We start from the raw sequence: 26041 nt of genomic DNA on the forward strand, positions 1-26041 counted from the left end.
TCTCGATCCTCAAACGAGCGCTGAAGTTCAAAGTTATCATCGGGCATCGCGTGCCCGATGATACATCGTTTCAATAATGCACCGCTTACTTCAGAAACAATTCCCGCAGGTAATTCGGCACCGCACTGTCTGCATTAGAACCAATTACTTCGCGATCCGGTAGCAAATCTTTCAAGCGCTGATGCGCGTTCTCCATGACGCAGCCTTTCCCGGCCATCGACAACATTTCGTAGTCGTTCATGCCATCGCCAAACGCTACGCACTCTTTGAGCGAGAATCCGATAATCTTCGCTACCTGCTCCAGCGCATGGCCTTTAGACACGCCGCCTGCCATCACTTCCAGACAAGTGAGGGTCGAAAAACTCACGTTGACGCGGTCGCCCCAACGCGCGTTGATCGCTTCTTCAAACGGAAGCAGCTGTTCATGAGAATCGCAGGTAAAGAACACCTTGCTAACGCCATCGGTCTCAAGCAGTGCAGGCTCGAACAGCTTGTATTTAAAGATCGACTCTTTGAAGAAACGCTCTTCTTCCGCACGCGGACGGTTCATAAACCATTCGTCATCACGGTAAACGTGCGTCAGCATATCGGGGTTAGTGTGCACAATGCTGTAAAGGTCGCGGGCAATATCCTGATCCAGATTGTGACTGAAAATCAGCTCGCCCTGCGAGTTGTGTACGCGCGCGCCATTCGAGGTAATCATAAACGCGCTGATACCGAGATTATCGCGGATTTGCGCGACATCCATGTGATGCCGTCCAGTCGCGAACACAAAGTGAATCCCTTTCTCCGTCAGCAGCCTGAGGGTTTCTTTCGCATACGGGGACAGCGAGTGGTCAGGTGACAGCAGTGTGCCATCTAAATCGGAAGCAACGACATGGTACATAACGATGAGATCTCACTTCTGGTGTATTGGCGGCACGCGCCGCAAAAAATGAACGAGGTTGCTGGCAGTATCCGTTGAGCGATTTGCCAACAGTCTAAAATTAATGATAGCGCGCAAAGTGCGCAAAAATCAGCGCAAATGCATGAGCGCGGAGACTATCCGTCTCAAATAGAATTTCATGCCGCGCGCCGTGGATAACCTGCAAAACGCCGTTCGAATTGGCATCACCGCTCTGCGTCAGTGTCTGGCAAAACGCATTCTGACTGCGATTATCCACCACCCGCTCCTCTCCCGCCTGTAGCAGCAGAAGCGGCGTCGTCACGGCGCTGGCCTGTGCCAACAGCTGTTTCCCAGCCTGTATCGCCTCACGCACCCAATGGTAAGTAGGGCCACCAACACGCAAATCTGGCGAATCCGCGTAAAATCGAATACTACGCTGGTAGCGTTCGCGGCTGTGCGTCAGCACATTCATTCGGTAAGGCAGAGGACGCCACTGTCCCGTGCCTATAGCGTAATAATCACGTATCGCTGGGCGACGTTCCGCCCAATCGACGATCCACTCGGCCACGCAATGAGGAAGCGGTAAACGAATGCCGAACATCGGCGCACACAGCGCCGCCGCATCAAACATCGTAGGTTGGCGAACCAAAAGCTGTCCCAAAATCGCGCCGCCCATGGAATGCGCCAGCGCAAACCGGCGGATATATCGCGCCGGATCAATGTGCTGCTGGCACAGCGTTTCAGCATCATCGACATAATCACTGAAACGTTGTACGTGTCCGCGATGGCCATCTTGCAGCACCCGCCCAGACCGCCCCTGCCCACGGTGATCCATGATGAGCACATCATAGCCGCAATGAAAGAGGTCATACGCCACTTCACTATATTTAACGTAACTTTCGATGCGGCCAGAAAAAACTACGACAATTTTGTCGTGCTGCGGCGCGGTAAAGCGAACAAACCGGATCGGCACATCATCCACGCCAGAGAATTCACCCTCTTCGCGCTGACGCCAGAAATCCAGTAATTCTCCGGTAGCAAAAGCGGCAAACTGCGCTTCTCGCGTTAACAGGCCTGCCGTTAACGATTCAGGTGTTAACCGTTCCGACGTAAACAACGTATTGCGGCGTTGAATCATCACACCTCTCCGGTGACACAGGGAAAACAAAGCTAGCGGAAGAACATGACAAGCGGTGGATCACGAGCGTATTGTGACATAAAAAACAGACAGACTCTCGTAATACAGAACGTGATTCAGGAGCAGGATTTCATGACATTGGATTGGTGGTTAACCTACTTACTCACAACACTTATTCTCAGCCTGTCGCCCGGTTCGGGTGCCATCAACACCATGAGTACGGGGATTAGTCACGGCTATCGCGGCGCGGCGGCCTCGATCTGTGGTTTACAGGTCGGGCTGGCTATTCATATCGTGCTGGTCGGTATTGGGTTAGGCGCATTGCTTAACCAGTCTGTGCTGGCTTTCGATGTGCTGAAATGGCTGGGCGCGGCTTATCTGATTTGGCTAGGGATTCAGCAGTGGCGTGCCGCCGGGGCACTCGATCTTCAGGCGCTCGCCAGTGCGATGCCGCGTCGCAAACTCTTTAAACGTGCAATATTGGTGAACCTGACCAACCCCAAAAGTATTGTGTTTCTGGCAGCGCTGTTCCCACAGTTCATTATCCCTCACCAGCCGCAGGCCGCACAGTATTTGGTGTTGGGGATCACCACCGTTGTTGTTGATATTATCGTGATGATTGGTTACGCCACGCTAGCCACACGTATCGCCGGATGGCTGAAAGGTCCACGGCAGATGAAAACACTCAACCGGATATTTGGATCGCTGTTCGTGCTGGTCGGCGCGTTACTCGCCACAGCGAGAAAGGCCTGATTAAGACAGCGCGCCGTATCAAATCACGGCGCGCTTTTATTTCTCCACCGGACACTCTCTAAGGGGGAAGGTTAGCGAGAGAAGATCAGGTGCAAGCCGAAACCGGTAAACAATACGCCCGCCACACCATCCACCCACTTCGCCAGACGCTGATAACCACGACGCATCGTAGGTAGTGCGAACACGATTGCGACCAGACTAAACCACAACAGCGTTTCAATTGAGATCAGCGCAAACAGCCCCCAGCGCGCACCACTGCCAACGCTGTCGCCGACAAACAGTGAAAACACGCTGCCGAAGTAGATCAGTGCTTTTGGGTTCGCCAGATTCGTCAATAATCCACGCATAAAGGTTTTACCGCGCTGCGGCAGCACAACCGCCGTTTCCTGCGTGGTTTCCAACTGTGCTTTACTCCGTGCAGAACGCAGCATCTGCCAACCCATCCAGCACAGATACAGTCCGCCACCGACGGTAATTGCCGTATGCAGCCAGGCCATTTTTTGCAACAGCAGGTGCAGCCCCAACAGCGCGATAGCCGCCCAGACCACCACACCCAGAGAAATGCCCAACACACCCATCATCGCTTCACGGCGCGACCGGCTAGCTGCGGTTTGTGAAACGAAAAAGAAATCCGGCCCCGGGCTCATCAGCGCAATGAAATGCACCAGCGCCACCGTCAGAAATAGCATCAGCATGTTGGTTTTCCTGTATTTAAATGCAATCAGACAAGACGAGCATCACTCGTCATCATTATCGACATGATCGCGAATCATGTTCATGAAAGGCGCGCCGAAACGTTCAAGTTTGCGGTGGCCGACCCCGTTGATATTCAGCAGCTCGCCCGCCGTGATCGGCATCAGTTCTGCCATCTCCAGCAGCGTGGCATCGCTGAATACCACGTAAGGCGGAATGTTGTCTTCGTCCGCGATGGATTTACGCAGTTTACGCAATTTGGCAAACAGCTTGCGGTCGTAATTCCCACCGTAAGATTTTTGATTAGCGCGAGGTTTCAGGTTAATCACACGCGGCACAGCCAGTTGTAGCGACATTTCCCCCCGCAATACTGGACGTGCAGATTCAGTAAGCTGTACGGCAGAGTGCATCGTAATATTTTGGTTCAACAAACCCAGATGAATCAGTTGGCGCAGCACGCTGACCCAATGTTCCTGCGATTTATCCTTACCAATCCCGTAGACCGGCAATTTGTCATGGCCGAAATCGCGGATACGTTGGTTATTCGCACCGCGCAGCACCTCGACGATATACCCCAGGCCAAAGCGCTGTCCGACCCGATACACGCAGGAAAGTGCCTTTTGTGCCTCAACCAGCCCGTCGTAGCGCTTCGGCGGATCAAGACAAACATCGCAGTTGCCGCAGGCCTCTTGGCGTCCTTCACCGAAATAGTTCAATAGCACCAGACGGCGGCAGGTCTGCGCCTCGGCAAACGCGCCCATCGCATTGAGCTTATGACGTTCAATATCCAACTGCGGCCCGGCGGGTTTCTCTTCCAGACAGCGACGCAGCCACGCCATATCCGCCGGATCGTAGAACAGTGCGGCTTCGGCAGCGAGGCCATCACGCCCGGCACGTCCCGTTTCCTGATAGTAAGATTCGATGTTGCGCGGAATATCAAAATGCACCACGAATCGCACGTTAGGCTTGTTGATACCCATACCAAACGCGACGGTCGCCACCACCACCTGAAGATCGTCACGCAGGAACGCTTCTTGTACCTGTGCGCGTCGTTCATTATCCAGCCCGGCATGATAAGCCCCCGCACTCAGCCCACGGGCCTGCAAACGGGCGCTGATATCTTCCACGCGGGAACGGCTATTACAGTAGATGATGCCGCTTTTTCCGCGCTGCGCCTGCACGAACATCCAGAGCTGATCGAGCGGTTTGAACTTCTCCACCAGCGTGTAGCGAATATTCGGGCGGTCAAAACTGCTGATCTGAATCAGCGGCGACTGAAGATCCAGCAAGCGAACGATATCGTTCCGCGTGGTCTCGTCGGCGGTAGCCGTCAGCGCAATAAAAGGAAGATGAGGGAAACGCTGTTTAATCTGCCCCAGCGCGCGGTATTCAGGACGGAAATCGTGTCCCCATTGGGAAATGCAGTGCGCTTCATCCACCGCGATCAGTGAAATCTGCCAGTAGCCGAGGTGTTCGAGAAAGCTTTCTGTCGTCAGGCGTTCTGGCGCAATATAAAGTAGCTTAATCTGACCAGTACGACAGCCCGCCATCACCTCAAGCTGCTGTTCGCGCGTCTGCGTCGAATTGAGGCACGCTGCGGAGACGCCGTAAGCCTGGAGCTGATCGACCTGATCTTTCATCAGAGAAATTAGTGGCGACACCACCAGCGTCAGCCCGTCCATCACCAAGGCGGGGATTTGGTAGCACAGCGATTTACCGCCGCCTGTCGGCATAATAACCAGACAATCCTGCCCACTGAGCGTCGCGCTGATAATTTCCTGCTGACCCGGTCGGAATTGCTGGTAGCCGAACGTGTCCCGTAGAACCTGAACCGCCAGCGCTTCCTTATTCAATACTTCCGCCGTAGACACGCCTTCCCCAATTCAATGAAATCAAACAGGCGCTATTTTCAGCGCCGTCGGGTAAAACTGCAATGGTTAAAAACCGCAATCGCTAAAACACACGTTAGTTAGAACATATCGTTCAACGTCACCCCAACGCCGAAGCGGGTTTGACGATGATTGTAGTCAATCAGGGATTCACCGTAGCCGCTAAAGACCTTGGTGTAAAAACGGACATGACGCGTTAGTGGATAGCTCCAGCCCAGTTCGCCGCCGCCGTAACCGCTATTCCAGTTATAACGGCCTTCCGCGCTAAACACGCTGTCGCCCCACACATAACCGACGCGTAAACGATAATGTCCCATGTATTTAATGATATCTGGGTTATCGTCCTGACTGTCGGAGAAACGCACCCACGGCTTCACATCAACCTGCCAGTTGCCGTTCTGCGCCATCAGACGCATATAAGCACGGTTCCAACTGCGGGACGTTGGATCAGAACGGCCGTTAGACTGGTGATTAAAGCCCATCTCTACATCCCGCAGCGTCCAGCCTGCTAATGTGTAGTGGGTTGCCCAGCCCAGGAAGACCTGTGGCTCATAGTTGGTTTCACGAAACGGAGAAGACTCGCTTTTATTAGACAGTTGCCACCAGGAACGCTGTGTATAGGACGCGCCCAGCAGCGAATTATCACCCAAAATTCCACGCCAGATCGGGAACCCGAGGCTCAGTTGATAGTGCACTTCGTCTTTACGCGCTTCATCACCCCAGTTATAGCTCTGTATCGCCGTCTTATTGATGTTACTGGTATAGGTATAAAGTAAGTAGTTGCTTTCATAAGGATAAAGAATAAACGGGGTGTCGTGCTCTTGTAACAAGCTGGCGATAATGCTGCCACGTACCGCCGGTTGGTTCGGCGCAGGTGCATTTGTTATATCTTCAGCATGAGCCTGTGCCATCAATAATGCTGCCAGTGCGAGTACTATTTTACGCATTCATTTTCTCCGCCATTTTTTTATACGACGTTCGTTTTAACCGACGTTCGTTTAACCAGCTTGTGGTGAGTATTTCCCCACTCAAACCCGCCATTCTACACAGTTCAGCGGCGTTTGAATTACCGTTCCCTCGTTTCTTGGCTTTTTCTGGAAAGAAACAAAAACAACGCATAAAATAAACACCTGAATAACTTTATTGCATCAAATAAAACACATTTATTGCGTATCTCTTATCCGGACGGGAAACGACTATGGCTGACGTACCATCATTTCAGGGAACCACATTAACCAGAGATACTGTGCGCCAGCTCGTGGGTGAGATTTTCATTTACAAGATGCCGTTCAACATCGAGCTTGGCCTTGAATTACAGCAGTTTGAAGCCGACAAAGCCGTCTTGACGTTCGCTCGGCAAGATAAACTCATTGGCAATGCGGCACAAAAGATTCTGCACGGCGGCGTGATTGCTGCGGGGTTGGACGTTGCCGCTGGATTAGTCTGCGTCGGTAACACGCTGCTGCGCCATGAGACGATCAGCGATCAGGAGTTTCATCACCGGCTCGCACGCATGGGCACCATCGACATGCGGGTGGATTATCTACGTCCGGGCTACGGGGAACGCTTCACCATTACCAGCACACTGCTGCGCGGTGGTAATAAAATCGCCGTCGCACGTGCCGAATTGCATAACGAACAGGGTTCGCATCTGGCCAGCGCCACCGCAACCTATATTGTCGGATAGCATTTATCGTTGGCGAACATCCGTTATTAGCGAACATCCTTCATTGGCAAACCGTGTCATGAACACTTTACGTGAAAGCGCTCACAGTTTTGGGTAAACTTAGCGTTTTCCCGCCGTCCTTATCGAGTCACCCATGAACGCGCAACAAACCCGTGAGGGGATCTTTTTCGCCCTCGCCGCGTATTTTATTTGGGGAATTGCTCCCGTTTACTTCAAGCTGCTTGAGCACGTTCCGCCCAATGAAATACTGACGCACCGTATTATCTGGTCATTCTTCTTTATGCTGATCCTGCTGACGGTCGGTCGGAAATGGCGTCAGGTGAGCCATGCCTGCCGCAACGTCAAACACCTGTTTCTGCTGGCATTAACGGCGGTGCTTATTGGCGGGAATTGGCTGTTATATATCTGGGCGGTTAACAATCATCACATGCTGGAAGCCAGTCTGGGGTATTTTATCAACCCGCTGGTCAACGTCATGCTAGGTATGATCTTTCTGGGCGAACGCTTCCGCCGCCTGCAATGGCTGGCCGTGCTGCTTGCCGTGACTGGCGTACTGATTCAGCTGTGGACATTCGGCTCGCTGCCGGTTATCGCGCTCGGGCTGGCATTCAGCTTCGCGTTATACGGCCTGCTGCGTAAAAAAATTGGTATCGACGGCCAAACCGGCATGCTGATCGAAACGCTGTGGCTGCTGCCAGTTGCCGTCATTTATCTGTTTTTTATTGCCGACACGCCGAGCAGCCATCTGACAGCCAACCCCTGGTCGCTGAATCTGCTGCTGCTCTCGGCGGGTATCGTCACCACAGTACCGCTGTTGTTCTTTACCTCGGCGGCCATGCGCCTGCGCTTGTCGACGCTCGGCTTTTTCCAGTATCTCGGCCCCACCATCATGTTCATGCTGGCAGTGGTGTTCTACGGTGAAACATTCAGCAGCGATAAGCTGGTGACGTTTGCCTTCATCTGGGGTGCACTGGGCCTATTTATTCTGGATGCGCTTTATACGCAGCGTAAGCTACGGCGCACGCCAGCTACAGCGTCCCAGCCTCAACACGACGGGAAATAAAGCGCGATAAGATCGGGCTGAACAACAGTGTCGAAAACAGCCGCAGCGTCTGCATGGCAATAACAAACGCCATATCGACCCGACTGCCTGCGGCGATAATCGCAATCGAATCCAGCCCGCCAGGGCTGGTCGCCAGAAAGGCGGTCAGCATATCCACCGGCATCATTTTCGTCACCATCCACGCCATCCCGCCACACAGCAGCATCAATCCGACAATCGACGTCATCATGTAAGGCAACGTACGTATCGCCAGCAAAAAGATCGGGCGGGTGAAACATAAACCCACGCTCCATCCAATCACGGCATAGGCCAACGCCAGCAGCCATTCCGGCGTTTGCAGTTGTAATGTACCGCTGGCATGCAGCATCGACCCGATAATCATCGGCCCCAGTAACGCCCCAGAGGGAATACGTAAACGCCTTGCTAACCAAGCGCTACCGAATGCCACACCGAGCGTCGCGAGAAAACGCCAGTCCAGCGAAGGGAACCACACTAGCATCGCGCTGTTTTCTGCCGCGTCGTCGCCCAAACTCAGGCGTGCCACGAACGCGGCCGAAGCGGTCACCATCAACACCCGTAAATATTGCATGAAGGCAACCAGCCGCACGTCCGCGCCGAACTCTCCAGACATCGCGACCATGGCAGACGCACCGCCCGGCGATGCTCCCCAGGTCCCAGTCGTTCCGGGCAGTTCGCTAAATTTGACCAGTAACCAGCCAGATAATCCGCTGGCAGCCAGCGTCGCCAACAGAATGAACAGCACCAGCGGCCATTCGTTCAGCAAAGGCGTCAGGATAGAAAATGACAGACTTTGTGCAACTAGACAGCCCAAAACGGCATTACTGCCCGCAAAGCCGACGGGCGGGATGCGAATCGTCGCGCCATTTAGCCCCATGACGACACCGACCATCATTGGCCCCAGCAACAGCGCGGCAGGAACGTGGTAAACCTGTAGCCCAAACCCCAGAATTAATGAGACCGACAGCAGGATTCCCCATTGCACCCACGGTGACATCCCTTTCATGTACACGACCTGTTTTTAATAAAAGTAAGAACAGAAAAGCGATTCGCCATTCTAAACAGAATAATTGGAGAATAAACAGGAATAGTAAGGTCGCAAACGATCAGGCAGGAAAGGGGTTTTACATTAAAGGGAAGGAGCGTTATGCGCCTGATGGGTAATCTCCATCAAGCGCATCGGTAAAAATTTAAAGCCAGTTTTTACGTTTGAAATAGAGGTACGGTGCCAGTCCGGCAAGAATCATCAGTACAATCGCACCTGGATAGCCAAACGACCACCTCAGCTCCGGCATAAACTCGAAGTTCATCCCGTAGCTTGATGCCACCAGCGTCGGTGGCAGGAATACCACGGATACCACCGAGAAGATCTTGATAATCCGGCTCTGCTCGATGTTGATGAAACCCATCGCCGCCTGCATCAGGAAGTTAACCTTCTGGAACAGGGATTCGTTGTGCGGCAGCAGAGATTCGATGTCGCGCAGAATTTCGCGCGCCTGCTCCAACTGGCCGGATGGCAAACGAGCTTTACGCACCAGGAAGTTCAGCGCACGCTGAGTATCCATCAGACACAGGCGAACTTTCCAGCCCACGTCTTCCTGTTCCGCCAGCGTGGACAGCGCGTCGTCGTACTCTTCACCCTGACGCCCTTCCATAATGATGCGGCTCAGCGATTCCAGATCGCTGTAGATGTTCTCGATTTCATCCGCCAACTGCTCAATTTTCGTCTCAAAGAGATCGAGCAGCAGTTCGTAAGCATTACCGTCAACCAGCGTTTGATTACGGGCGCGCATGCGGTACAGACGGAACGCAGGCAGTTCACGCTCGCGCAAGGTATACAGGCGACCATCGCGAATGGTAAACGCCACGGTAGAGTTACCGGCGTGATCTTCCGCGTCTTCAAAAAAGAAAAAGGAGTGAATATGCAGGCCGTCTTCATCTTCAAAAAAACGTGCCGACGCTTCAATGTCTTCCAGTTCCGGACGGGTTGCCAGGCTTTGTCCCAGTTCGGTTTGTACTTTCTCACGCTCATCGTCTTCCGGCTCGATCAAATCAACCCAAATTGACGTGGTGAGATCATCGGAGTCATCCAATTCCAGACGAGATAAACGGCAATTATCCAGTTTAAATGCGCTCAGCATGGGCCATAGCTCCCCTTTCAGTAGCAGAGATGGACAACGCAATTGAAGCACAGAAACAGAGGTGAGGTGTCACCAGCAGGTTTCAGTCCGTTCGACGGATCTGACTCATAGCGACAAAAACAGCATCGCTGACAACCACGAAGGGTATCAGCAGAGGAAGATAACCTTAGAAGTTGTACCTAATGAACAGGTTAGTGAGCCAGTATCGACTGGGTGTGTCCAAGGCGTTAGTCCTCCGAGAATAATGATGCGCGCATGTTACGCTGAGATGAAAAAGACTTCAACTTTAAAACCGCGGCTGAAACACGCTGTAAAATATTGGTCAAATGGATGAGCTTTATCCAGTAAATCCGTCGCTGAAATCAGTAAAAACGCAGTCCCCCAAAACAAAAAGGAACCGCGTATATGTACTAAGCGTTGTCCGGTAAATAGGCAATGGCACGGACGGGGAAGCCAGGTGCACCGGCGAAATTAGGGTAGCTGACATGAATATAAGCGCCAGTAGGCGGCAGTTGATGCAGATTATTCAGCACCTCGACCTGCCAGGCATTTTGGTTCAGCACGAAGAACTCGCCAATAAGCCCATTGTTACGACGGAAATCGGCAGCGGAATCTGTATCCAGCGTTTCGTGCCCTACCGCGCTAATACCGCGCTCTTCAAACAGGAACGTTAGCGCCTCAAGTGACCACCCCGGCGTATGACTGTTTCCCTGTTCGTCTTTATTCGCAAAGGCGTCAATATCAGGCCAGCGCGTACTCCAGCCGCTGGCAAACGCGACAAAACTTCCTGACGGAATGTCCCCGTGCTCACGTTCAAACGTCAGAATGTCTTCGACAGAAAGGCGATAATCGGGATCGAGCGCGACCGCGTCTTGTTTGTGGATCACCACCAGCGGCAACAACAGTTCTTTATTATCAATCCGATCCAAATAACGTTTGCCCGCCACAAAATGCCCCGGCGCATCAATGTGCGTCCCTGTCTGTGTGGCAAACGTCACGGCCTGTGCATAAAACCCATGATCTTCAACATTGAATAAGGTCTTGCGCTGCAACACGCCTTCAAACGCACCAAAAATAGGGATCGACTCTGTAATCGTATGCGTAAGATCGACCCATTTTTTCTTCTGTAACTCGGCAATAATCTGGTCTAACGTCATGGGCATGCTCCTTTTTTATTGTGATACCACACATCCATGGATACGCGGCAGGCCACCTAGCATTGTCGAAAATGACGAGAAAGATTAATACAGGATTTTTATAAGTTATGCTGCCACACGCGTGACGATCACATCGTTTCCAGTCTGGCGTAGGCGGCAACCAGCCATTTAATACCCTGCCCCTGAAACGCGACCTGAAGACGGGCGTGATCGCCGCTGCCTTCCAGATTCACGATGGTACCTTCGCCGAATTTCGCATGACGAACTCGTTGTCCCAATTTGTAGCCGCTGTCATTTTGCGTTATCGGCGTGCCAAGGCGCTGGTGATTGACCGGGCGGGAGACGCTGGCGCGTAACCGCACTTCTTCAACACACTCTTCAGGCAGTTCCCCGACGAATCGGGAAGGCCGATGATAGACTTCTTTGCCATATAAACGGCGGGATTCAGCGTAGGTTATCGTCAGCTTTTCCATCGCGCGCGTGACGCCAACATAGGCCAGACGACGCTCTTCTTCCAGACGTCCGCCTTCATCCAGCGACATCTGGCTAGGGAACATGCCTTCTTCCATGCCGACGATAAACACCTGCGGGAACTCCAGCCCTTTCGCCGAGTGCAACGTCATAAGCTGCACCGCGTCCTGATTGGCATCCGCCTGACCCTCACCCGCTTCCAGCGCAGCATGCGACAGGAATGCCTGAAGCGGCATCAGATCCTGATCTTCTTCCTGATAGCTGAACTGGCGCGTAGCCGTCACCAGTTCCTCCAGGTTTTCTACTCGCGCCTGTCCTTTCTCGCCTTTTTCCTGTTCGTACATGCTCCACAGGCCAGAATCTTTAATCGCCCGGTCGGTTTGCACATGCAGCGGTAGTTCAGAGGTTTCATAGGCCAGCGCATCGATCAATTCGATAAAGCGTTGCAGCGATGCCGCCGCACGTCCGGCCAGCACCTTCTCCTGCAACAGCACGCGAGTAGATTGCCACAGCGTCAGTTGACGATCGCGCGCCGTCTGGCGCACCACGTCGAGCGTGCGATCGCCAATTCCGCGCGTCGGCGTATTCACCACACGCTCGAACGCCGCATCGTCATTACGATTGGCGATTAGGCGCAGATAAGATAGCGAATCTCTAATTTCCTGACGTTCGAAGAAGCGCATTCCGCCGTAGATGCGGTACGGCATACTCTGCTGCAACAGCGCCTCTTCCAGTACGCGCGACTGGGCGTTGCTTCGATACAGAATGGCGTTATCTTGCAGCGCACCACCGTTTTCCTGCCAGGCTTTAATCCGGTTGACGACGTAGCGTGCCTCATCCAGTTCATTGAACGCGCAGTAAAGCGAAATCAGTTCACCCTCGACACCATCCGTCCATAGGTTCTTGCCAAGCCGCCCGCCGTTGTGGGCAATCAGGGCATTCGCTGCTTTCAGGATATTGCTGGTCGAGCGATAGTTCTGCTCCAGACGGATCGTTTCTGCGCCAGCGAAATCTTTCAGGAACAGTTGAATATTTTCGACCTGCGCTCCACGCCAGCCGTAAATCGACTGATCGTCATCTCCAACGATCATGACCTTGGCGCTATCACCCGCCAGCATGTGGATCCAGGCGTATTGAATACGGTTGGTATCCTGAAATTCGTCCACCAGAATATTGGTAAAACGCTCACGATAGTGATTCAGCACATGCGGCTTGTTCAGCCACAGTTCATGCGCACGCAGCAGCAGTTCGGCGAAGTCCACCAATCCGGCGCGATCGCACGCTTCCTGATAGGCTTGATAGACACGCTGCCACGTTTGCTCTATGGGATTGCCGTAGCTTTCAATGTGCTGCGGACGTAAACCTTCGTCTTTCTTACCGTTGATGAACCACATCGCCTGACGCGGCGGCCACTGCTTCTCATCCAGATTCAGCGCCCGAATGAGCCGTTTTAGCAGGCGCAGCTGATCGTCGCTGTCCAGAATCTGGAAATCCTGCGGCAGATTGGCATCCATATGGTGCGCGCGCAGCAGACGGTGTGCCAATCCATGGAAGGTGCCAATCCACATGCCACCCTGACTGGTGCCGATCAAGTGGTTGATACGATGACGCATCTCCGCTGCGGCTTTGTTGGTAAACGTCACCGCCATGATGGAGTACGGCGAACAGTTTTCGACGGACAATAGCCAGGCAATACGATGAACCAGTACCCGAGTCTTGCCGCTGCCTGCCCCTGCCAGCACCAATAAATTGCTGCGCGGCGCGGCTACCGCGTCACGCTGTTTGTCGTTGAGGCCATCGAGCAGATCAGAAACGTCCATAGGTACGGGTTATCCGGTGACGGGAAACACCGCGCACATAAGGGGCGTTTCCACTGGTAATTTATACAGACTAATGCGGTGATTATAGCAATGCCGACAGCGATGCCAACCGCGAAATTTCAATATGCGGTAGCAGCCGAGCGTCACCAATCTGTGTCAGGCTGCCTTCACGCAGGTTAATCCAGCAGGCTTGCATACCGCAGCGGATCGACCCCGCGACATCGGTCGTGAGATCGTCGCCGACATGCAGGATCTCATGCAAAGGCAGGTTGAGTTTTTCCGCCGCCAGATGGTACATATCGTCAAACGGCTTGGCGCGACCGTGCGGGCCGGCACGCAGGATGAAAGAAAAATAGCGATCGAGACCAAACCGATGCGGCTCAGCATTGCCATTGGTAATCGCCGCCAGCGGCACTTTCTCGGCTAATGCTGCCAACGTCTGGTGCGTCTCTTCCGTAATCGTAATCTGACTACGCCAGTGGGCAAAGTTTTCCATTGCCGCTTTTGCGCCACTCTTCGACTCCGCGGCACTCAGGCCACGTTCTAACATTGCCAGCTCAGCCGCACGGCGACGCCATTCAGTGACGTCGTGATAGATGTCCGGCTCGCGTTCCAGCAAGGTCTGGCGTAAGTTTTGGAAATCATCCGCCTGAAAATCACGAAGCGCAGGATGGTACTCTTGCAAGAAGCGGATTGACTCTTGCCCCGTGCGTCGAATGACGTCCGCGTTATCGTACAGCGTGTCATCCAGATCGAACGTGATCGCACGGATCGGGCCAAGAGATCGGTAAAAATGCATCAGGGTTTCCCTCGTTTGGCGCGTGGATGCGCAGCATCGTACACGGAGGCTAAATGTTGAAAATCAAGATGGGTATAAATCTGCGTCGTAGTCAGATTGGCATGACCGAGCAGCTCTTGAACTGCACGTAAATCACCGCTGGATTCCAGCATGTGCGTCGCAAAGGAGTGGCGTAGCTTATGCGGGTGAACATGGCTATTGATACCCTGCTTAACGCCCCATTCGGCAAAACGCTTTTGCACGTTGCGCATCGAAATGCGTCGCCCCTGATTGGAGATAAACACGGCATCATCCTGTGGACCGAACAGTTCGCGCAGCGCCAGCCAGCGTTCCAGCCAGGTTACTGCCGTTTTTCCTATCGGTAATTTTCGCTCTTTGCTGCCTTTCCCCATTACCCAGACTTCGCCGCTTGCCAGATCGATATGCTGATAATCCATGCCGACCAGCTCTGCCAGACGAAGGCCCGCGCCGTACATCACTTCCAGCATCGTACGGTCACGCACCGCAAGGGGATCGTCCAGATCGATCTCCAGCAGGCGATTCACCTCATCGACATCCATATTCTTTGGCAAAGGACGTCCGGCTCTCGGCGTGGATACCCCTTTGGCTGGGTTTGCCGTCAGTACACCGCGTGACACCATCCAGTCGAGAAAGCTGCGCAACGCCGATAAACGGAGCGCCAGACTTCCTGAATGTAACCCATCGCGCTTACTGCGGGACACCACGGCGCGCACGCCAGAAGCATCCAGCTTGCGCCAGTCAGCGACACCTGCAGCGGAGAGTATTGTGATAACCGCAGATAATTGGCGCGAATAGCTGGTCAGTGTCAACGGGCTTAACTGGCGTTCTACTTTCAGATAGCGCAGGAACGCATCAACATCGGTTTGTAGAGGAGAAGAGGAAGGTGCCTCCGATGATGCAGGCTGTCGGCTCATACCCGCTCAACCCAGCGCGCCAGCATCGCTGGTAGCATCATGGCCATTTGCTGTAGCAGTACGGTTCCCATGCCATCCTGATAATGATGGCTGTCACGGCTGCTGAAAATCAGCACGCCCAAATCGTGATAGTTTCCCATCAGCGACAGCGCAACCGAACCAACCTGCCGAGCCTGCGGTAGCAGAAGCAACAGCTCCGGCCCATTCAGGCTGCCAAGGTAGTGGTTCTGTTGTCCGAAGCGCTGAATGCGCAACGGCTCAAACGTGGAACGGTTTAACCCAAGGTGGGTAAAGCCGGAAGGTGCACCAATGCGCCATTTGTCGCTAAACAGACGAACCGTTGCCCCCGCCAGACCAAGCTGACGCGCCCAGCGCTGCAAGCGGTCCAACATGTCTGTCAGGCTTTCCGCCGATGCCAATTCAGTTTGTAGCCCAAGCAGGCGATTGAACAGCACCTCGTTTGCGCCCGCTTGCTCCATCAACAGCGTGATTTCTTCCTCAAGCTGAGTGATGTGGTTACGCTGGCGTGCTAGTTGCCATTCCACCAGCGACACGGTTCCCCTGACAGGATGAGGAACACGCATCTGCTCGACGGGACGCGCATTGCGGATAAAAAAATCAGGATTTTGTTGCAGGAACTGCAAAACCATCTCGTCACTGAGTGCGATCTCGCGTTCTGCCTGTTCCTCGACATTCTTCATAAATGAATAAATCCATCGTAGACATGCGTTGCAGGCCCGGTCATGAATAACGGATGTCCCGGCCCATCCCACTGAATATCCAACTCCCCGCCCGGCAGCGATACGCGAACTTTCGCGGACAATAACCCCTGCTGGATCCCAACCGCCACGGCCGCACACGCACCGCTACCACACGCCTGCGTTTCTCCCGCACCGCGCTCGTACACACGCAGACGGACAGTCTGGCTATCGACGATCTGCATAAAACCGATATTGGCGCGCTCAGGAAAACGCTCGTGACTTTCCAGCAGCGGCCCTAGTGTTTCCACCTTCGCTGTTGCCACATCCTCAACCTGAATCACACAGTGCGGGTTGCCCATCGACACCACGCCACACAGTACCGTGTGTTCGTCGGCACGCATGATGTAGGTTTTCTCCGCCTTGACCGCGCGAAAAGGCACCTGTTGCGGCTCGAAATTCGGTTCGCCCATGTTGACGCGAACCAGTTCATCGTCGGTCACAGACAGCACCATTCGGCCAGTCTGCGTACTGACGGCGATATCACGCTTGTTGGTTAACCCTTTCAAGCGAACAAAGCGAGCAAAGCAGCGCGCGCCATTACCGCACTGCGCCACTTCGCTGCCATCCGCATTAAAAATACGGTAATGAAAATCCAGCTCAGGATCGTAGGGCGGCTCAACCACCAACAGTTGATCGAATCCCACACCACAGTGTCGATCCGCCAAGCGGCGAATCAATTCGGGTGAAAAATAAACGTTTTGCGTAACGGCATCAACAACCATGAAATCGTTGCCTAACCCGTGCATCTTAGCGAACTGCATTATCCTGACTCCCCCGCTTGCTTAACCGGGCGCGATAAACATCTACGTGACCTGTTATTTATTATTACCGTCACGCATTAAGGACGTATTGACGCTTTATTTTGTGGCGGCTGGTTCTCATTCTGCTGAGTCGTTGACGCACCGGATTTGCCGTCGGCAGGCATATACAGCGGACCTTTCAGGCCACAACCCAATAAACTCACTACTGCTAACACCAGAAAAAATGGGCGAAGTACGTTCTTCATCACGTTAAGACCTGTCATTAATACTCGTATGTTCTCTATAATCGCAGGTGGATCATGAAAATCAATAGGAATCGAAAATGAACGATAGCGAGTTCCACCAATTAGCCGACGAACTCATGCTTCAGTTGGAAGAAACGCTGGATCGATTTGAGGGTGATGCCGACATTGATTACGAGATCAACGGCGGCGTGATGACGCTGAGTTTTGAGAACGGCAGCAAAATCGTGATTAATCGGCAGGAACCTCTGCACCAAATTTGGCTGGCGACCAAAACGGGCGGTTATCACTTTAGCCTTCAGGAAACGCGCTGGATATGCGATCGCAGCGGTGAGGATTTTATCGCGCTGCTGTCATCAGCCTGTTCGGCTCAGGCTGGGGAAACCGTCCACTTCGAGTAACCTTCTCTGTCTTCATGGCACCGCAACTCATGGTATTGCGATGCCTCGAACATCAGCGCCGTCCCAGCACTATCAGCGCCAGTACCAGCAGCATGCCGATACCGACCATATTCACCAGCGGCCAGCCGCTGGCCAGCGCCATCATGCTACCGGCAGACAGCGAAGCCAACGCGTTAGGCACATACACCACCAGCGAGTTAATGCCCTGCAAACGGGATTTATGCACTGAATGCGTAAAGGCGTTCAGCATAAATGTCCCGCCGTTGAACATAAACGCCCACCCGATACCAAACAGCACCAGCGCAAAAAGGAAGTGCCAAAACGTTAAACCACTCAGCGCTACCGCCACACCGACAACGTTACATACCATGCCGATCGCCACGACCTGAACCGGCGTCAGCCGCTTCGCCAACAGCACGAGCAACAGAGCGGGGGCATACATCGCAACAAAATGCCATTGCAAAACCGTCGCGCTATGGCTGACGGAAAAATGGTGCTGATGCATCGCTAGCGGCGCTGAGTTCATGAGCAGTGTCATCACCACAAATCCGACAGAACAGCTTACCGTGCCTAACACAAACGCCCGATTTTTCAGGATCGCCGCCAGCGACTCACTACGCTGAGCACTAGCCGTAACAATCGGCATCGGGGGTAACTTAAGGCCAAGCAGCAGCAATGACGTGATAACGCAGATAACCCCAGCAGCGATAAAACTGCCGAGAAACGGGTATGAAGTCCAAAGCTGAGAAGCCTGACTGGCCGCGAACGGGCCAAGGAAGCCGCCCAAGATACCCCCGCTGATCACCCATGATATCGCCCGGTTTTTCTGCTGATTCTCAGTAAAGATTTCGGCAGCCGCGAAACGATAATATTGATTGAAGGCGCAGGACATCCCCAGAACAAACGTTGAAAACACAAAGAATGAGAAGCTGTGTAGCACAATCGCCAGCGCCGCCAAAAGCGCCCCCGCCAGCCCCAGTAGCGTGCCGATGATGAACGTATTGCGCCTGCCATATTTCGTCATCAATGAAGAAACGGCGTAAATCATCAGCGCCGCGCCACATACCGTCGCAGTAATCGGTAATGTAGTCAGCAGCGGAACTGGCGTCATCGATACGCCAACCAGCGTGGAACACAGCGTCATCAGGGAAATAATACTGCCGGTCAGCCCTTGTCCGAGCGCCAGCAGTATCAGATTTCGGCGTTGCAACGAATCCATCAATACATCCTTTTCTGAATGCGCTGAAAGCCGAGTGTCAGGACGTGACTATAAGATTTGTAGCCGCTGCTTCATCGTCATCACCTCATCATCCACCACGGGCGTAATGCACAGATGAGAAAGCGCGCTGCTGCGGAACGGAATCACCTGCGTGCGGCCGTCCAACTGTACGATCTGGTAGAACTGCGGCAGGTTGAAATTGATAAAGCTAGAACCGTAAGTAAAGCGGTCATGCGAAGACGAATAGAAGCGGCTGACATCGCGCACCAGCTCTTCTTTACTGCCTTCACAATGGTGATACACCTCGACGCGATTCGACTCATCCAGAATATAGATATTAAAGCCCTGATTTTCCGTCAGATCTTCAAAGAAGAATTGGATGATCCCTTCGCTAGCAACACCATCGACTACTGGCGGTAAATGCACATGGTTGGTTTCAACCTGAACCGGCTGGCCTTGCAGCTTGTTGTTGGAAATCGCGCCATAAAATTCTACGGCATTTTCCAGCTTCTGTACCGACACACTCAGCCGCTCAAAGAACAGCCCCCAGGTTTGGCCTGCGACTTTCACCGCTTTGAAGCGACCTGGCTCCTGACGTGTACTGGTCAAACGCAGCTCAATGCATTCGGAAACCAGCTGCTGCACGCGAGTACGGATCAACCCACGTAGGTGCTGGCTATAGCAGAACACTTCCAGTGATTCCGGCAGCGCGGCATCCTGATGCATTTTGCCCAGAATGGTTTTCAATGCTTCCAACACCGCCTGCTCGCCGCTGAAATGTAGCGTACGCACTTCGTTCCACGAGTTGCGATACAGCAGGTCGATACTGCCAACCAGACACTGCTGCTGTTGGCCGAAGCTGAACACGTCCAGATGACGGAAATCGAAATGCACCACCTGATTGCGGAAAGCTGCCGTCGGATCGTGTTCCAGATTGACGATAATCGCCAGATGACGAATTTCACACGGGCTGTACAGCGCCTTCGGCGTTGGTGCAGGCAGGCGTAGTGGGAAGTGGCTGGCGACATCGTCCACCAGCGCTTGCAGGCGCGTGATGTCACACAGTTCATTACCTTTGATGTACAGACGCGTGCTCGGCGTCAGCAAACCATTAAAATACGCCCACGCCACCAGCTTGTTCAGGTAACGGTTATATTCCAGCGGCTGATGGCTGATGATCGCATCCATCGACGGAGCCTGATTGTACAGGTACCAGCCGGAACGGTTCGCTCGACCAGGCGGAACATAAATAAAGGTTAAATTTGGCTCTGACAAATCGGGCGAAATTTGTGGGTTCAGCAGGGTAACTTTACCCGGCAGTGCTTCAAACGCGGCGTACAGTTTACGGGTCAACACACCGATATCCTGGGGGCTAGCGCTGACGCTCAGATTATTACGGCGAGCGAAGCGAATCAGGTTGCGGTAAGTCTGCATCATCGCATCCAACAGCTCATTATGCGCTTCGCGTACCTGTTCGATTTTCCAGTTAGCGCGGTTATCCAGCATTGCCAGATGTTCGTCGCTCCAGCCCCACTCTTGTACTAGTTGGCTCAGAATCTGGCGACGCCAGCCGACGCAGGCTTGTTCTCTGGAGAGCTTTTCACACACTTTTAAATAGAAACATCGACGCGCCAGATCGAGGCGCGTGGGATCGTTGATCGCCGTCAGATAGTGCGTTACGCGATCCAACATCATGCAGTAAGGATCGAGACCGAAAGAGACAATTTCGCCGTCATGCAGCCGTTTTTTAATTTCGGTCGAAAGCAGGCTAGTATCTGGGTATTCCCAAGAATAGGCTTCCAACAGCAGTGTTTTCAGTACCGCTTTATACGGAGAATCGATGCTTTTATAGAGCTGCCAGAGGCTCGCGCCGAAATACTCTTCCGCCGACAGCGTACTTAAGCCACCTAAATCCATCCACTCGTTCGGTGCCAGTGCCCCCTGCGAGTACAGCGACAGCACATATTCGTCGTAGTGGGATTCTTCTTCGACCGGCACCATGTTCCACAGAATGCGTTTACCGGCCATACGCACGGCAGTACGGTAGAATTCGTCGAGTAACAGGATGTGCTGCATGGTGCCGCAGTCTTCACCACCCAGGCTACCACTTTCATTGTGACGGAAACGGCTTTCATCCATCAGGAAGAAGCTAACCTCAGCGCCCTGAGAGGCTGCCCACTGCTCTAGCAGCGTACATTTCTTCTGTAGGAGTTGGCGTTCTTCGCTATCAAGCCAAGATTGGTGGCACACCCAGATATCGAGATCGGAGCTACAGCTCTGCCCGATAGACGAGGTGCTCCCCATTGAATAGATGCCTGTGATCGGCAGTTCGCCCTGCGGATGAGAACTGTCAAACTGACCCCAGCGCAATGCGATGCCATCAAGGTACTGTTGTTGCTTTTCATCAGGCGCGTGAGTGCAGATACCGTGAGGCACCTTGCCTTCAAGGTAGCCGGGCATCAACGGGTGATGATGATGTAATAAAATGGGCAGAAGACTGTAAACCTGCTGAAAAGCGGGCTTCATTGCTCCCAGAGCACGGTCAACACGCAGTTGGTTGATCGCATCCAGTCTTTGCTTCAAAGTCTCGATGTAGAAGTACAAGACGTCTCGCCTGATTTATCCCAGTGCCTAGAAAAACCCCGTGTTCCAAATTCGCCAATGATAAAATTAGAAGAATGTTTAGCGAATTATTGCTGGAAACGTGATCAATTTAACACCTTGCTGATTGGGCGTAAAGAAAGTAAAGAAAGTTAGACTTACCTATCTTGCTTTATTACGAATTTCTCTACCCGACTGCATCAGCACGGCTTCCTTACTCGTCATACTTCAAGTTACATGTGCGTTGGCTACGTTCACTCACCCGAATCACTTACTTGTGTAAGCTCATCGGGACTCCTTCCCTTGCCGCCTTCCTGAAACTCGAATTATTTAGAGTATATCTAGATTTGCGGCACCCAAATTTCAGACCGTTTTAAAGGCGCACCGCGAATGCCCACAACCTGACACCAACGCACCATCAGTGATACGATGGCGGAAAATGATAAAAACGGTATCAAGCATGTTAGCCAATATTATTAGAATTGCCACCCGACAAAGCCCGCTAGCCTTATGGCAAGCACGATATGTTCAGCAGTGTTTGAACCATCTCTATTCCGATTTACAGGTGGAACTGGTGCCGATGGTAACCCGCGGCGACATCATCCTGGATACGCCATTGGCAAAGGTCGGTGGTAAGGGATTGTTTGTTAAAGAGCTGGAATTGGCGCTGCTTGAAGGACGCGCTGATATCGCCGTCCACTCCATGAAAGATGTGCCTGTCGAATTCCCCGATGGCCTCGGCCTGACCACTATTTGCGAACGCGACGACCCGCGCGACGCTTTTGTTTCCAATCATTACGACAGCCTCGAGCAATTACCGGAAGGCAGCTGTGTTGGTACGTCCAGCCTGCGCCGCCAGTGCCAACTACGCGCTCGACGTCCCGATCTGGTGATTCGTGATTTGCGCGGCAATGTCGGAACGCGTCTGGCAAAATTGGACAACGGCGAGTATGACGCCATTATTCTTGCTGTCGCCGGCCTGAAACGTCTTGGCCTTGAAGAACGTATTCGCTGCGCGTTAAGCCCGGAAGAGTCTCTGCCAGCCGTCGGACAAGGCGCTATCGGCATCGAATGCCGTTTAGATGACGATCGCATTCGCCAACTCCTTGCCCCACTCAATCACACCGATACCGCTGCCCGCGTACTGGCTGAGCGTGCGATGAATGTGCGCCTTGAAGGCGGCTGTCAGGTGCCGATTGGCAGCTACGCCGAACTGGAAGGCGATACGCTGTGGTTACGCGCACTGGTTGGCGCACCGGATGGCAGCCAAATGATCGTCGGTGAGCGGAAAGGAAGCGTCTCAGACGCTGAAAAAATCGGCACTGAACTGGCTGAAGAACTGTTGGCAAAAGGAGCCAGCGCAATCCTTCAGGCCGTTTATCAAGGGCAAAGCTCATCATGACTATTCTGGTTACCCGTCCGTCACCAACTGGCGAACAACTGGTGACCCGTTTAAGAAAGCTCGGCTACCACGCTTGGCACAGCCCGCTGATTGAATTTTCGCCCGGACGAGAACTCGTAGGCCTGCCTGCACAATTATACGCGCTGCACGCCGACGATCTGGTGTTTGCTCTCTCACAACACGCGATTCATTACGCAGACCCTATGCTGGTACGTACGGGCACAAGCTGGCCTGCGCACCTCGCTTATTATGCCATTGGCCGTACCACGGCACTGGCACTGCATAAAATCAGCGCACACCCCGTTACCTATCCACCCGAGCGTGAAACCAGCGAAACACTTTTACAACTCCCTGAACTGCAAGATGTTGCGGGGAAACGTGCACTATTATTACGCGGCAACGGCGGAAGAGAACTACTGGGAGAAACGCTAATTGAACGGGGCGCTCAGGTGACCTACTGTGAATGCTATCAGCGCAGAGACGTTCACTATGATGGACCGGAGCAAAGCCGCCATTGGCAGCAAATAGGCATCGACAAACTGGTGATTACCAGCGGAGAAATGCTACAACGGATCTATACTTTAGTACCTGATTACTATCGGGCTTCCTGGTTACTCGGTTGCCAGTTGATCGTCGTCAGCGAACGACTGGCAGAACAGGCGCGTCAGCTCGGCTGGCGCGATATCCGAGTCGCCGATAACGCCGATAACGATGCGCTCGTGCGCGCACTACAATAAACCTGATCATGGGATGTACCATTATGACGGAACACAATACCCCCACAGCCCCATCCGACGAGGTTGCTGAACGGGTTGAACCCGCGCATCAGCAGCAAGATCCTACACCGCAGCCCAAGCGCAGCGGGGCCATGCTAGGAGCGATCGCCATCGTGATTGCGCTGGCAATAGGCGCGGGATTGTATTACCACGGCCACCAGCAGGCACAGCGAGAAACCGCATCGCTTCAACGTCTGGAATCACAGCTAAACGCATTGCAGCAACAGCACAAGCAGGAACAACAGCAATGGCTGGACGCTCAACAGCAGCAAAGCAAAGTGCAGGACAGCGCAACACAGCGTCTTGAAGCACTAACGCGTCAGTCAGATGAGCTACGCGATAAACTGGCGGCGCTTTCCAGCCATGACACCAATACCTGGCTGATCGCTCAGGCGGATTTTCTGGTAAAACTGGCAGGACGTAAGCTCTGGAGCGACAAAGACGTCACCACCGCAGGCGCATTGCTGAAAAGCGCGGATGCCAGCCTCGCGGAAATGAACGACCCTAGCCTGATAGAAATCCGCCGTGCGTTAACCAATGATATCGGTGCACTGGCAGGCGTTAGTCAGGTCGACTTTGACGGTATCATCCTGAAAGTGAACCAACTTACCGATCAGTTGGACAACTTGCAGCTCGCCGACAACAACACTGATGAAGCGCCGATGGATGCCAACAGCACAGAGCTGTCCGCTTCTTTAAGCGAGTGGCGACAAAACCTGAGCAAGAGCTGGCACAATTTCCTGGCTGACTTTATCACCATTCGTCGCCGCGACAGCGCTGCTGAGCCATTGCTGGCACCAAATCAGGACGTATATCTGCGTGAGAACATCCGCTCACGCCTGCTGGTTGCCGCACAGGCAATTCCTCGCCACCAGAATGAAGTGTACAAACAGTCGCTGGAAACAGCAGCAACCTGGGTTCGCGCCTACTTCAATACCACCGACCCTACGACGCAGGCCTTTTTGGATCAGCTTGATGCCTTAAGCCAGCAGTCGGTTTCACTGGATGTTCCAACGGAACTACAAAGTCAGGCTCTGTTGGAAAAACTGATGCAAACGCGCGTTCGTAACCTACTGGCTCAAGCGCCAGCCACACAGCAGGGAGAGTGAACATGCTGAAAGTCTTATTGCTGTTCCTGATCCTGATCGCTGGCGTTGTGATCGGCCCGATCGTCGCGGGTCACCAAGGCTACGTTCTGATCCAGACAGATAACTACGACATTCAAACCAGCGTGACCGGTCTCGTCATTATGCTGGTGCTGTTTTTCCTCGCCTTTTTGGCGGTGGAATGGGTGCTGCGCCGACTCTTTCGAACTGGATCTCGCACACGCGGCTGGTTTCTTGGCCGCAAACGCAGCCGAGCCAGAAAACAGACCAAAGCCGCGCTGCTCAAGCTGGCCGAAGGGGATTATTTACAGGTAGAGAAACTGCTGACTCGCAATGCCGATCATGCCGAGCAGCCCGTGGTTAACTACCTTCTGGCAGCCGAAGCCGCTCAACAGCGCGGTGACGAGTTCCGCACCAAGCAATACCTGGAGCGTGCCGCCGAGGTTGCAGATACCGATCAGCTTCCGGTGGATATTACGCGCGTGCGCATTCAGCTAGCACGTAATGAAGATCATGCTGCGCGTCACGGCGTGGACAAATTGCTGGAAGTCGCACCTCGCCATCCTGAAGTGCTGCGTTTAGCGGAGCAGGCTTTCCTACGTACCCAAGCCTACAGTGCGCTTCTGGATATTCTGCCTGCGATGCGCAAAATCAATCTGTACCCTGAAGCGCGTTTGCTGGATCTGCAACAGCAGGCGTATATCGGTCTGATGAATCAAGCGATGGCGGATGGTGGCAGTGAAGGGCTGAAATCGTGGTGGAATAATCAGAGTCGCAAAGTGCGTAATGAGATCCCACTTCAGATCGCGATGGCTGAGCATTTGATCGAGTGTGACGATCATGATACTGCCCAGAAGATCATTCTTGATGGTCTCAAACGTCAGTATGACGAACGTTTGATCCTGCTGATGCCACGCCTCAAGGCTGGTAACCCAGAACAGCTGGAAAAAATGCTGCATCAGTACATCAAGCAACATGGCGCAACGCCGCTGCTAAGCAGTACGTTAGGCCAACTGCTGATGAAACACGGCGAATGGCAACAGGCCAGCGATGCTTTCCACACCGCGTTGGAACTGCGCCCAGACGCTTATGATTACGCCTGGCGCGCCGATGCACTAGAGCGGTTGCATCTGCCGGATGAAGCGGCACAAATGCGGCGTGAAGGGCTGTTACTCACGCTACAGCAACCGGCCAACTAATCACTGCATCATCCCTTTCATAAGGCTCCTTCTTTGGAGCCTTATTTATTTTTTATGTCTCGTTAGCAAGCTGTACCGGGCATTTTCATCAGACGAAAAAAAAACGCTTACCGATAAACGGTA

General features: G+C 53.3%; 25 protein-coding genes. 8 read left to right on the forward strand and 17 right to left on the reverse strand.

Translation table 11 applies throughout. The annotated features are described in order from the left end of the window. Positions 1 to 85 precede the first annotated feature (85 nt). Positions 86 to 886, reverse strand: coding sequence for a sugar/pyridoxal phosphate phosphatase YigL (gene yigL, locus A0G03_RS09220; protein ID WP_048262871.1), 801 nt, complete (start codon positions 884 to 886; stop codon positions 86 to 88). Positions 887 to 986: 100 nt separating this feature from the next. Then, complete coding sequence (pldB, locus tag A0G03_RS09225; RefSeq protein ID WP_048262873.1) at positions 987 to 2024, reverse strand: lysophospholipase L2; 1038 nt, start codon at positions 2022 to 2024, stop codon at positions 987 to 989. Positions 2025 to 2156: 132 nt separating this feature from the next. Here pldB and rhtB point away from each other — a divergent pair, with 132 nt between their 5' ends. Then, positions 2157 to 2777 (forward strand): homoserine/homoserine lactone efflux protein, encoded by a 621-nt coding sequence (rhtB, locus tag A0G03_RS09230; RefSeq protein WP_014701754.1) that lies wholly within the window; start codon positions 2157 to 2159, stop codon positions 2775 to 2777. 71 nt (positions 2778 to 2848) lie between these two features. Here rhtB and rhtC read toward each other — a convergent pair whose 3' ends face one another. The 3 genes from rhtC to pldA all read right to left on the reverse strand — a co-directional run bounded on the left by rhtC (position 2849) and on the right by pldA (position 6306). Further along, complete coding sequence (gene rhtC / locus A0G03_RS09235) at positions 2849 to 3472, reverse strand: threonine export protein RhtC (protein ID WP_011095642.1); 624 nt, start codon at positions 3470 to 3472, stop codon at positions 2849 to 2851. Between the two features lie 42 nt (positions 3473 to 3514). Next, the gene (gene recQ, locus A0G03_RS09240; RefSeq protein ID WP_048262876.1) at positions 3515 to 5341 is read right to left on the reverse strand and encodes an ATP-dependent DNA helicase RecQ; all 1827 of its coding nucleotides are present in this window, start codon (positions 5339 to 5341) and stop codon (positions 3515 to 3517) included. A 98-nt stretch (positions 5342 to 5439) separates the two neighbouring features. After that, positions 5440 to 6306: a phospholipase A gene (gene pldA, locus A0G03_RS09245; protein WP_048262878.1), complete on the reverse strand. Its 867-nt coding sequence runs from the start codon at positions 6304 to 6306 to the stop codon at positions 5440 to 5442. Positions 6307 to 6557: 251 nt separating this feature from the next. Between pldA and A0G03_RS09250 the strand changes: the two genes are divergently transcribed. Both A0G03_RS09250 and rarD read left to right on the forward strand, forming a co-directional pair. Then, positions 6558 to 7046 (forward strand): thioesterase family protein, encoded by a 489-nt coding sequence (locus A0G03_RS09250; RefSeq protein ID WP_048262880.1) that lies wholly within the window; start codon positions 6558 to 6560, stop codon positions 7044 to 7046. Positions 7047 to 7179: 133 nt separating this feature from the next. Continuing rightward, on the forward strand, positions 7180 to 8109 hold the full coding sequence (gene rarD, locus A0G03_RS09255; RefSeq protein ID WP_048262882.1) for an EamA family transporter RarD: 930 nt from the start codon (positions 7180 to 7182) through the stop codon (positions 8107 to 8109). Here rarD and A0G03_RS09260 read toward each other — a convergent pair. From A0G03_RS09260 to lptM, 10 genes are all read right to left on the reverse strand, one after another. Further along, positions 8075 to 9133 carry an AbrB family transcriptional regulator gene (locus tag A0G03_RS09260; protein ID WP_011095647.1) on the reverse strand — a complete coding sequence of 353 codons (1059 nt, stop codon included), beginning with the start codon at positions 9131 to 9133 and terminating at the stop codon, positions 8075 to 8077. The genes rarD and A0G03_RS09260 overlap by 35 nt on opposite strands. A gap of 184 nt (positions 9134 to 9317) precedes the next feature. Then, positions 9318 to 10268 carry a magnesium/cobalt transporter CorA gene (corA, locus tag A0G03_RS09265; RefSeq protein ID WP_048262883.1) on the reverse strand — a complete coding sequence of 317 codons (951 nt, stop codon included), beginning with the start codon at positions 10266 to 10268 and terminating at the stop codon, positions 9318 to 9320. Positions 10269 to 10434: 166 nt separating this feature from the next. Beyond that, positions 10435 to 10491 (reverse strand): YsgD/CorL family protein, encoded by a 57-nt coding sequence (gene ysgD, locus A0G03_RS22110; RefSeq protein WP_349814568.1) that lies wholly within the window; start codon positions 10489 to 10491, stop codon positions 10435 to 10437. A gap of 187 nt (positions 10492 to 10678) precedes the next feature. Continuing rightward, entirely contained in the window at positions 10679 to 11425 is a 747-nt protein-coding gene (locus tag A0G03_RS09270; RefSeq protein ID WP_048262885.1) for a cyclase family protein, read from the reverse strand. Positions 11426 to 11553: 128 nt separating this feature from the next. Continuing rightward, positions 11554 to 13716 (reverse strand): DNA helicase II, encoded by a 2163-nt coding sequence (gene uvrD / locus A0G03_RS09275; protein ID WP_048262887.1) that lies wholly within the window; start codon positions 13714 to 13716, stop codon positions 11554 to 11556. Between the two features lie 82 nt (positions 13717 to 13798). Next, entirely contained in the window at positions 13799 to 14515 is a 717-nt protein-coding gene (gene yigB, locus A0G03_RS09280) for a 5-amino-6-(5-phospho-D-ribitylamino)uracil phosphatase YigB (protein ID WP_048262888.1), read from the reverse strand. Continuing rightward, the gene (gene xerC, locus A0G03_RS09285) at positions 14515 to 15450 is read right to left on the reverse strand and encodes a tyrosine recombinase XerC (RefSeq protein WP_048262890.1); all 936 of its coding nucleotides are present in this window, start codon (positions 15448 to 15450) and stop codon (positions 14515 to 14517) included. The genes yigB and xerC overlap by 1 nt, the downstream gene beginning before the upstream one ends. Beyond that, on the reverse strand, positions 15447 to 16151 hold the full coding sequence (locus tag A0G03_RS09290) for a DUF484 domain-containing protein (RefSeq protein ID WP_048262891.1): 705 nt from the start codon (positions 16149 to 16151) through the stop codon (positions 15447 to 15449). Before A0G03_RS09290 ends, xerC begins: the two co-directional genes overlap by 4 nt. Next, the gene (gene dapF, locus A0G03_RS09295; RefSeq protein ID WP_048262893.1) at positions 16148 to 16972 is read right to left on the reverse strand and encodes a diaminopimelate epimerase; all 825 of its coding nucleotides are present in this window, start codon (positions 16970 to 16972) and stop codon (positions 16148 to 16150) included. Before dapF ends, A0G03_RS09290 begins: the two co-directional genes overlap by 4 nt. A 77-nt stretch (positions 16973 to 17049) precedes the next feature. Continuing rightward, positions 17050 to 17235, reverse strand: coding sequence for an LPS translocon maturation chaperone LptM (gene lptM / locus A0G03_RS09300; protein ID WP_048262895.1), 186 nt, complete (start codon positions 17233 to 17235; stop codon positions 17050 to 17052). 59 nt (positions 17236 to 17294) lie between these two features. Here lptM and cyaY point away from each other — a divergent pair, with 59 nt between their 5' ends. Further along, positions 17295 to 17615 carry an iron donor protein CyaY gene (cyaY, locus tag A0G03_RS09305; protein WP_048262897.1) on the forward strand — a complete coding sequence of 107 codons (321 nt, stop codon included), beginning with the start codon at positions 17295 to 17297 and terminating at the stop codon, positions 17613 to 17615. Between the two features lie 52 nt (positions 17616 to 17667). On the opposite strand, the gene A0G03_RS09310 is transcribed toward cyaY, so the two are convergent. After that, entirely contained in the window at positions 17668 to 18834 is a 1167-nt protein-coding gene (locus tag A0G03_RS09310; protein WP_048262899.1) for an MFS transporter, read from the reverse strand. 48 nt (positions 18835 to 18882) lie between these two features. Beyond that, positions 18883 to 21438, reverse strand: a complete 2556-nt coding sequence (locus A0G03_RS09315) for a class I adenylate cyclase (RefSeq protein WP_048262901.1) — start codon at positions 21436 to 21438, stop codon at positions 18883 to 18885. A 457-nt stretch (positions 21439 to 21895) separates the two neighbouring features. Here A0G03_RS09315 and hemC point away from each other — a divergent pair, with 457 nt between their 5' ends. The 4 genes from hemC to hemY are packed head-to-tail and all read left to right on the forward strand — an operon-like array spanning position 21896 to position 25918. Further along, entirely contained in the window at positions 21896 to 22837 is a 942-nt protein-coding gene (gene hemC, locus A0G03_RS09325; protein WP_048262903.1) for a hydroxymethylbilane synthase, read from the forward strand. Next, entirely contained in the window at positions 22834 to 23574 is a 741-nt protein-coding gene (gene hemD / locus A0G03_RS09330) for a uroporphyrinogen-III synthase (protein ID WP_048262904.1), read from the forward strand. Before hemC ends, hemD begins: the two co-directional genes overlap by 4 nt. Positions 23575 to 23597: 23 nt before the next feature. Then, complete coding sequence (hemX, locus tag A0G03_RS09335) at positions 23598 to 24722, forward strand: uroporphyrinogen-III C-methyltransferase (RefSeq protein ID WP_048262906.1); 1125 nt, start codon at positions 23598 to 23600, stop codon at positions 24720 to 24722. A 2-nt stretch (positions 24723 to 24724) separates the two neighbouring features. After that, positions 24725 to 25918: a protoheme IX biogenesis protein HemY gene (gene hemY / locus A0G03_RS09340; protein WP_048262907.1), complete on the forward strand. Its 1194-nt coding sequence runs from the start codon at positions 24725 to 24727 to the stop codon at positions 25916 to 25918. Positions 25919 to 26041 lie beyond the last annotated feature (123 nt).

Source organism: Pectobacterium peruviense, from assembly GCF_002847345.1.
In the GTDB taxonomy this organism is placed as follows: domain Bacteria; phylum Pseudomonadota; class Gammaproteobacteria; order Enterobacterales; family Enterobacteriaceae; genus Pectobacterium; species Pectobacterium peruviense.

Bases quoted from the DNA above. Each gene is read 5' to 3' on its own strand.
- yigL (WP_048262871.1), bottom strand. From the start codon at position 886: ATGTACCATGTCGTTGCTTCCGATTTAGATGGCACACTGCTGTCACCT.
- pldB (WP_048262873.1), bottom strand. From the start codon at position 2,024: ATGATTCAACGCCGCAATACGTTGTTTACGTCGGAACGGTTAACACCT.
- rhtB (WP_014701754.1), top strand. From the start codon at position 2,157: ATGACATTGGATTGGTGGTTAACCTACTTACTCACAACACTTATTCTC.
- rhtC (WP_011095642.1), bottom strand. From the start codon at position 3,472: ATGCTGATGCTATTTCTGACGGTGGCGCTGGTGCATTTCATTGCGCTG.
- pldA (WP_048262878.1), bottom strand. From the start codon at position 6,306: ATGCGTAAAATAGTACTCGCACTGGCAGCATTATTGATGGCACAGGCT.
- A0G03_RS09250 (WP_048262880.1), top strand. From the start codon at position 6,558: ATGGCTGACGTACCATCATTTCAGGGAACCACATTAACCAGAGATACT.
- rarD (WP_048262882.1), top strand. From the start codon at position 7,180: ATGAACGCGCAACAAACCCGTGAGGGGATCTTTTTCGCCCTCGCCGCG.
- A0G03_RS09260 (WP_011095647.1), bottom strand. From the start codon at position 9,133: ATGAAAGGGATGTCACCGTGGGTGCAATGGGGAATCCTGCTGTCGGTC.
- corA (WP_048262883.1), bottom strand. From the start codon at position 10,268: ATGCTGAGCGCATTTAAACTGGATAATTGCCGTTTATCTCGTCTGGAA.
- A0G03_RS09270 (WP_048262885.1), bottom strand. From the start codon at position 11,425: ATGACGTTAGACCAGATTATTGCCGAGTTACAGAAGAAAAAATGGGTC.
- uvrD (WP_048262887.1), bottom strand. From the start codon at position 13,716: ATGGACGTTTCTGATCTGCTCGATGGCCTCAACGACAAACAGCGTGAC.
- yigB (WP_048262888.1), bottom strand. From the start codon at position 14,515: ATGCATTTTTACCGATCTCTTGGCCCGATCCGTGCGATCACGTTCGAT.
- xerC (WP_048262890.1), bottom strand. From the start codon at position 15,450: ATGAGCCGACAGCCTGCATCATCGGAGGCACCTTCCTCTTCTCCTCTA.
- A0G03_RS09290 (WP_048262891.1), bottom strand. From the start codon at position 16,151: ATGAAGAATGTCGAGGAACAGGCAGAACGCGAGATCGCACTCAGTGAC.
- dapF (WP_048262893.1), bottom strand. From the start codon at position 16,972: ATGCAGTTCGCTAAGATGCACGGGTTAGGCAACGATTTCATGGTTGTT.
- lptM (WP_048262895.1), bottom strand. From the start codon at position 17,235: ATGACAGGTCTTAACGTGATGAAGAACGTACTTCGCCCATTTTTTCTG.
- cyaY (WP_048262897.1), top strand. From the start codon at position 17,295: ATGAACGATAGCGAGTTCCACCAATTAGCCGACGAACTCATGCTTCAG.
- A0G03_RS09310 (WP_048262899.1), bottom strand. From the start codon at position 18,834: ATGGATTCGTTGCAACGCCGAAATCTGATACTGCTGGCGCTCGGACAA.
- hemC (WP_048262903.1), top strand. From the start codon at position 21,896: ATGTTAGCCAATATTATTAGAATTGCCACCCGACAAAGCCCGCTAGCC.
- hemD (WP_048262904.1), top strand. From the start codon at position 22,834: ATGACTATTCTGGTTACCCGTCCGTCACCAACTGGCGAACAACTGGTG.
- hemX (WP_048262906.1), top strand. From the start codon at position 23,598: ATGACGGAACACAATACCCCCACAGCCCCATCCGACGAGGTTGCTGAA.
- hemY (WP_048262907.1), top strand. From the start codon at position 24,725: ATGCTGAAAGTCTTATTGCTGTTCCTGATCCTGATCGCTGGCGTTGTG.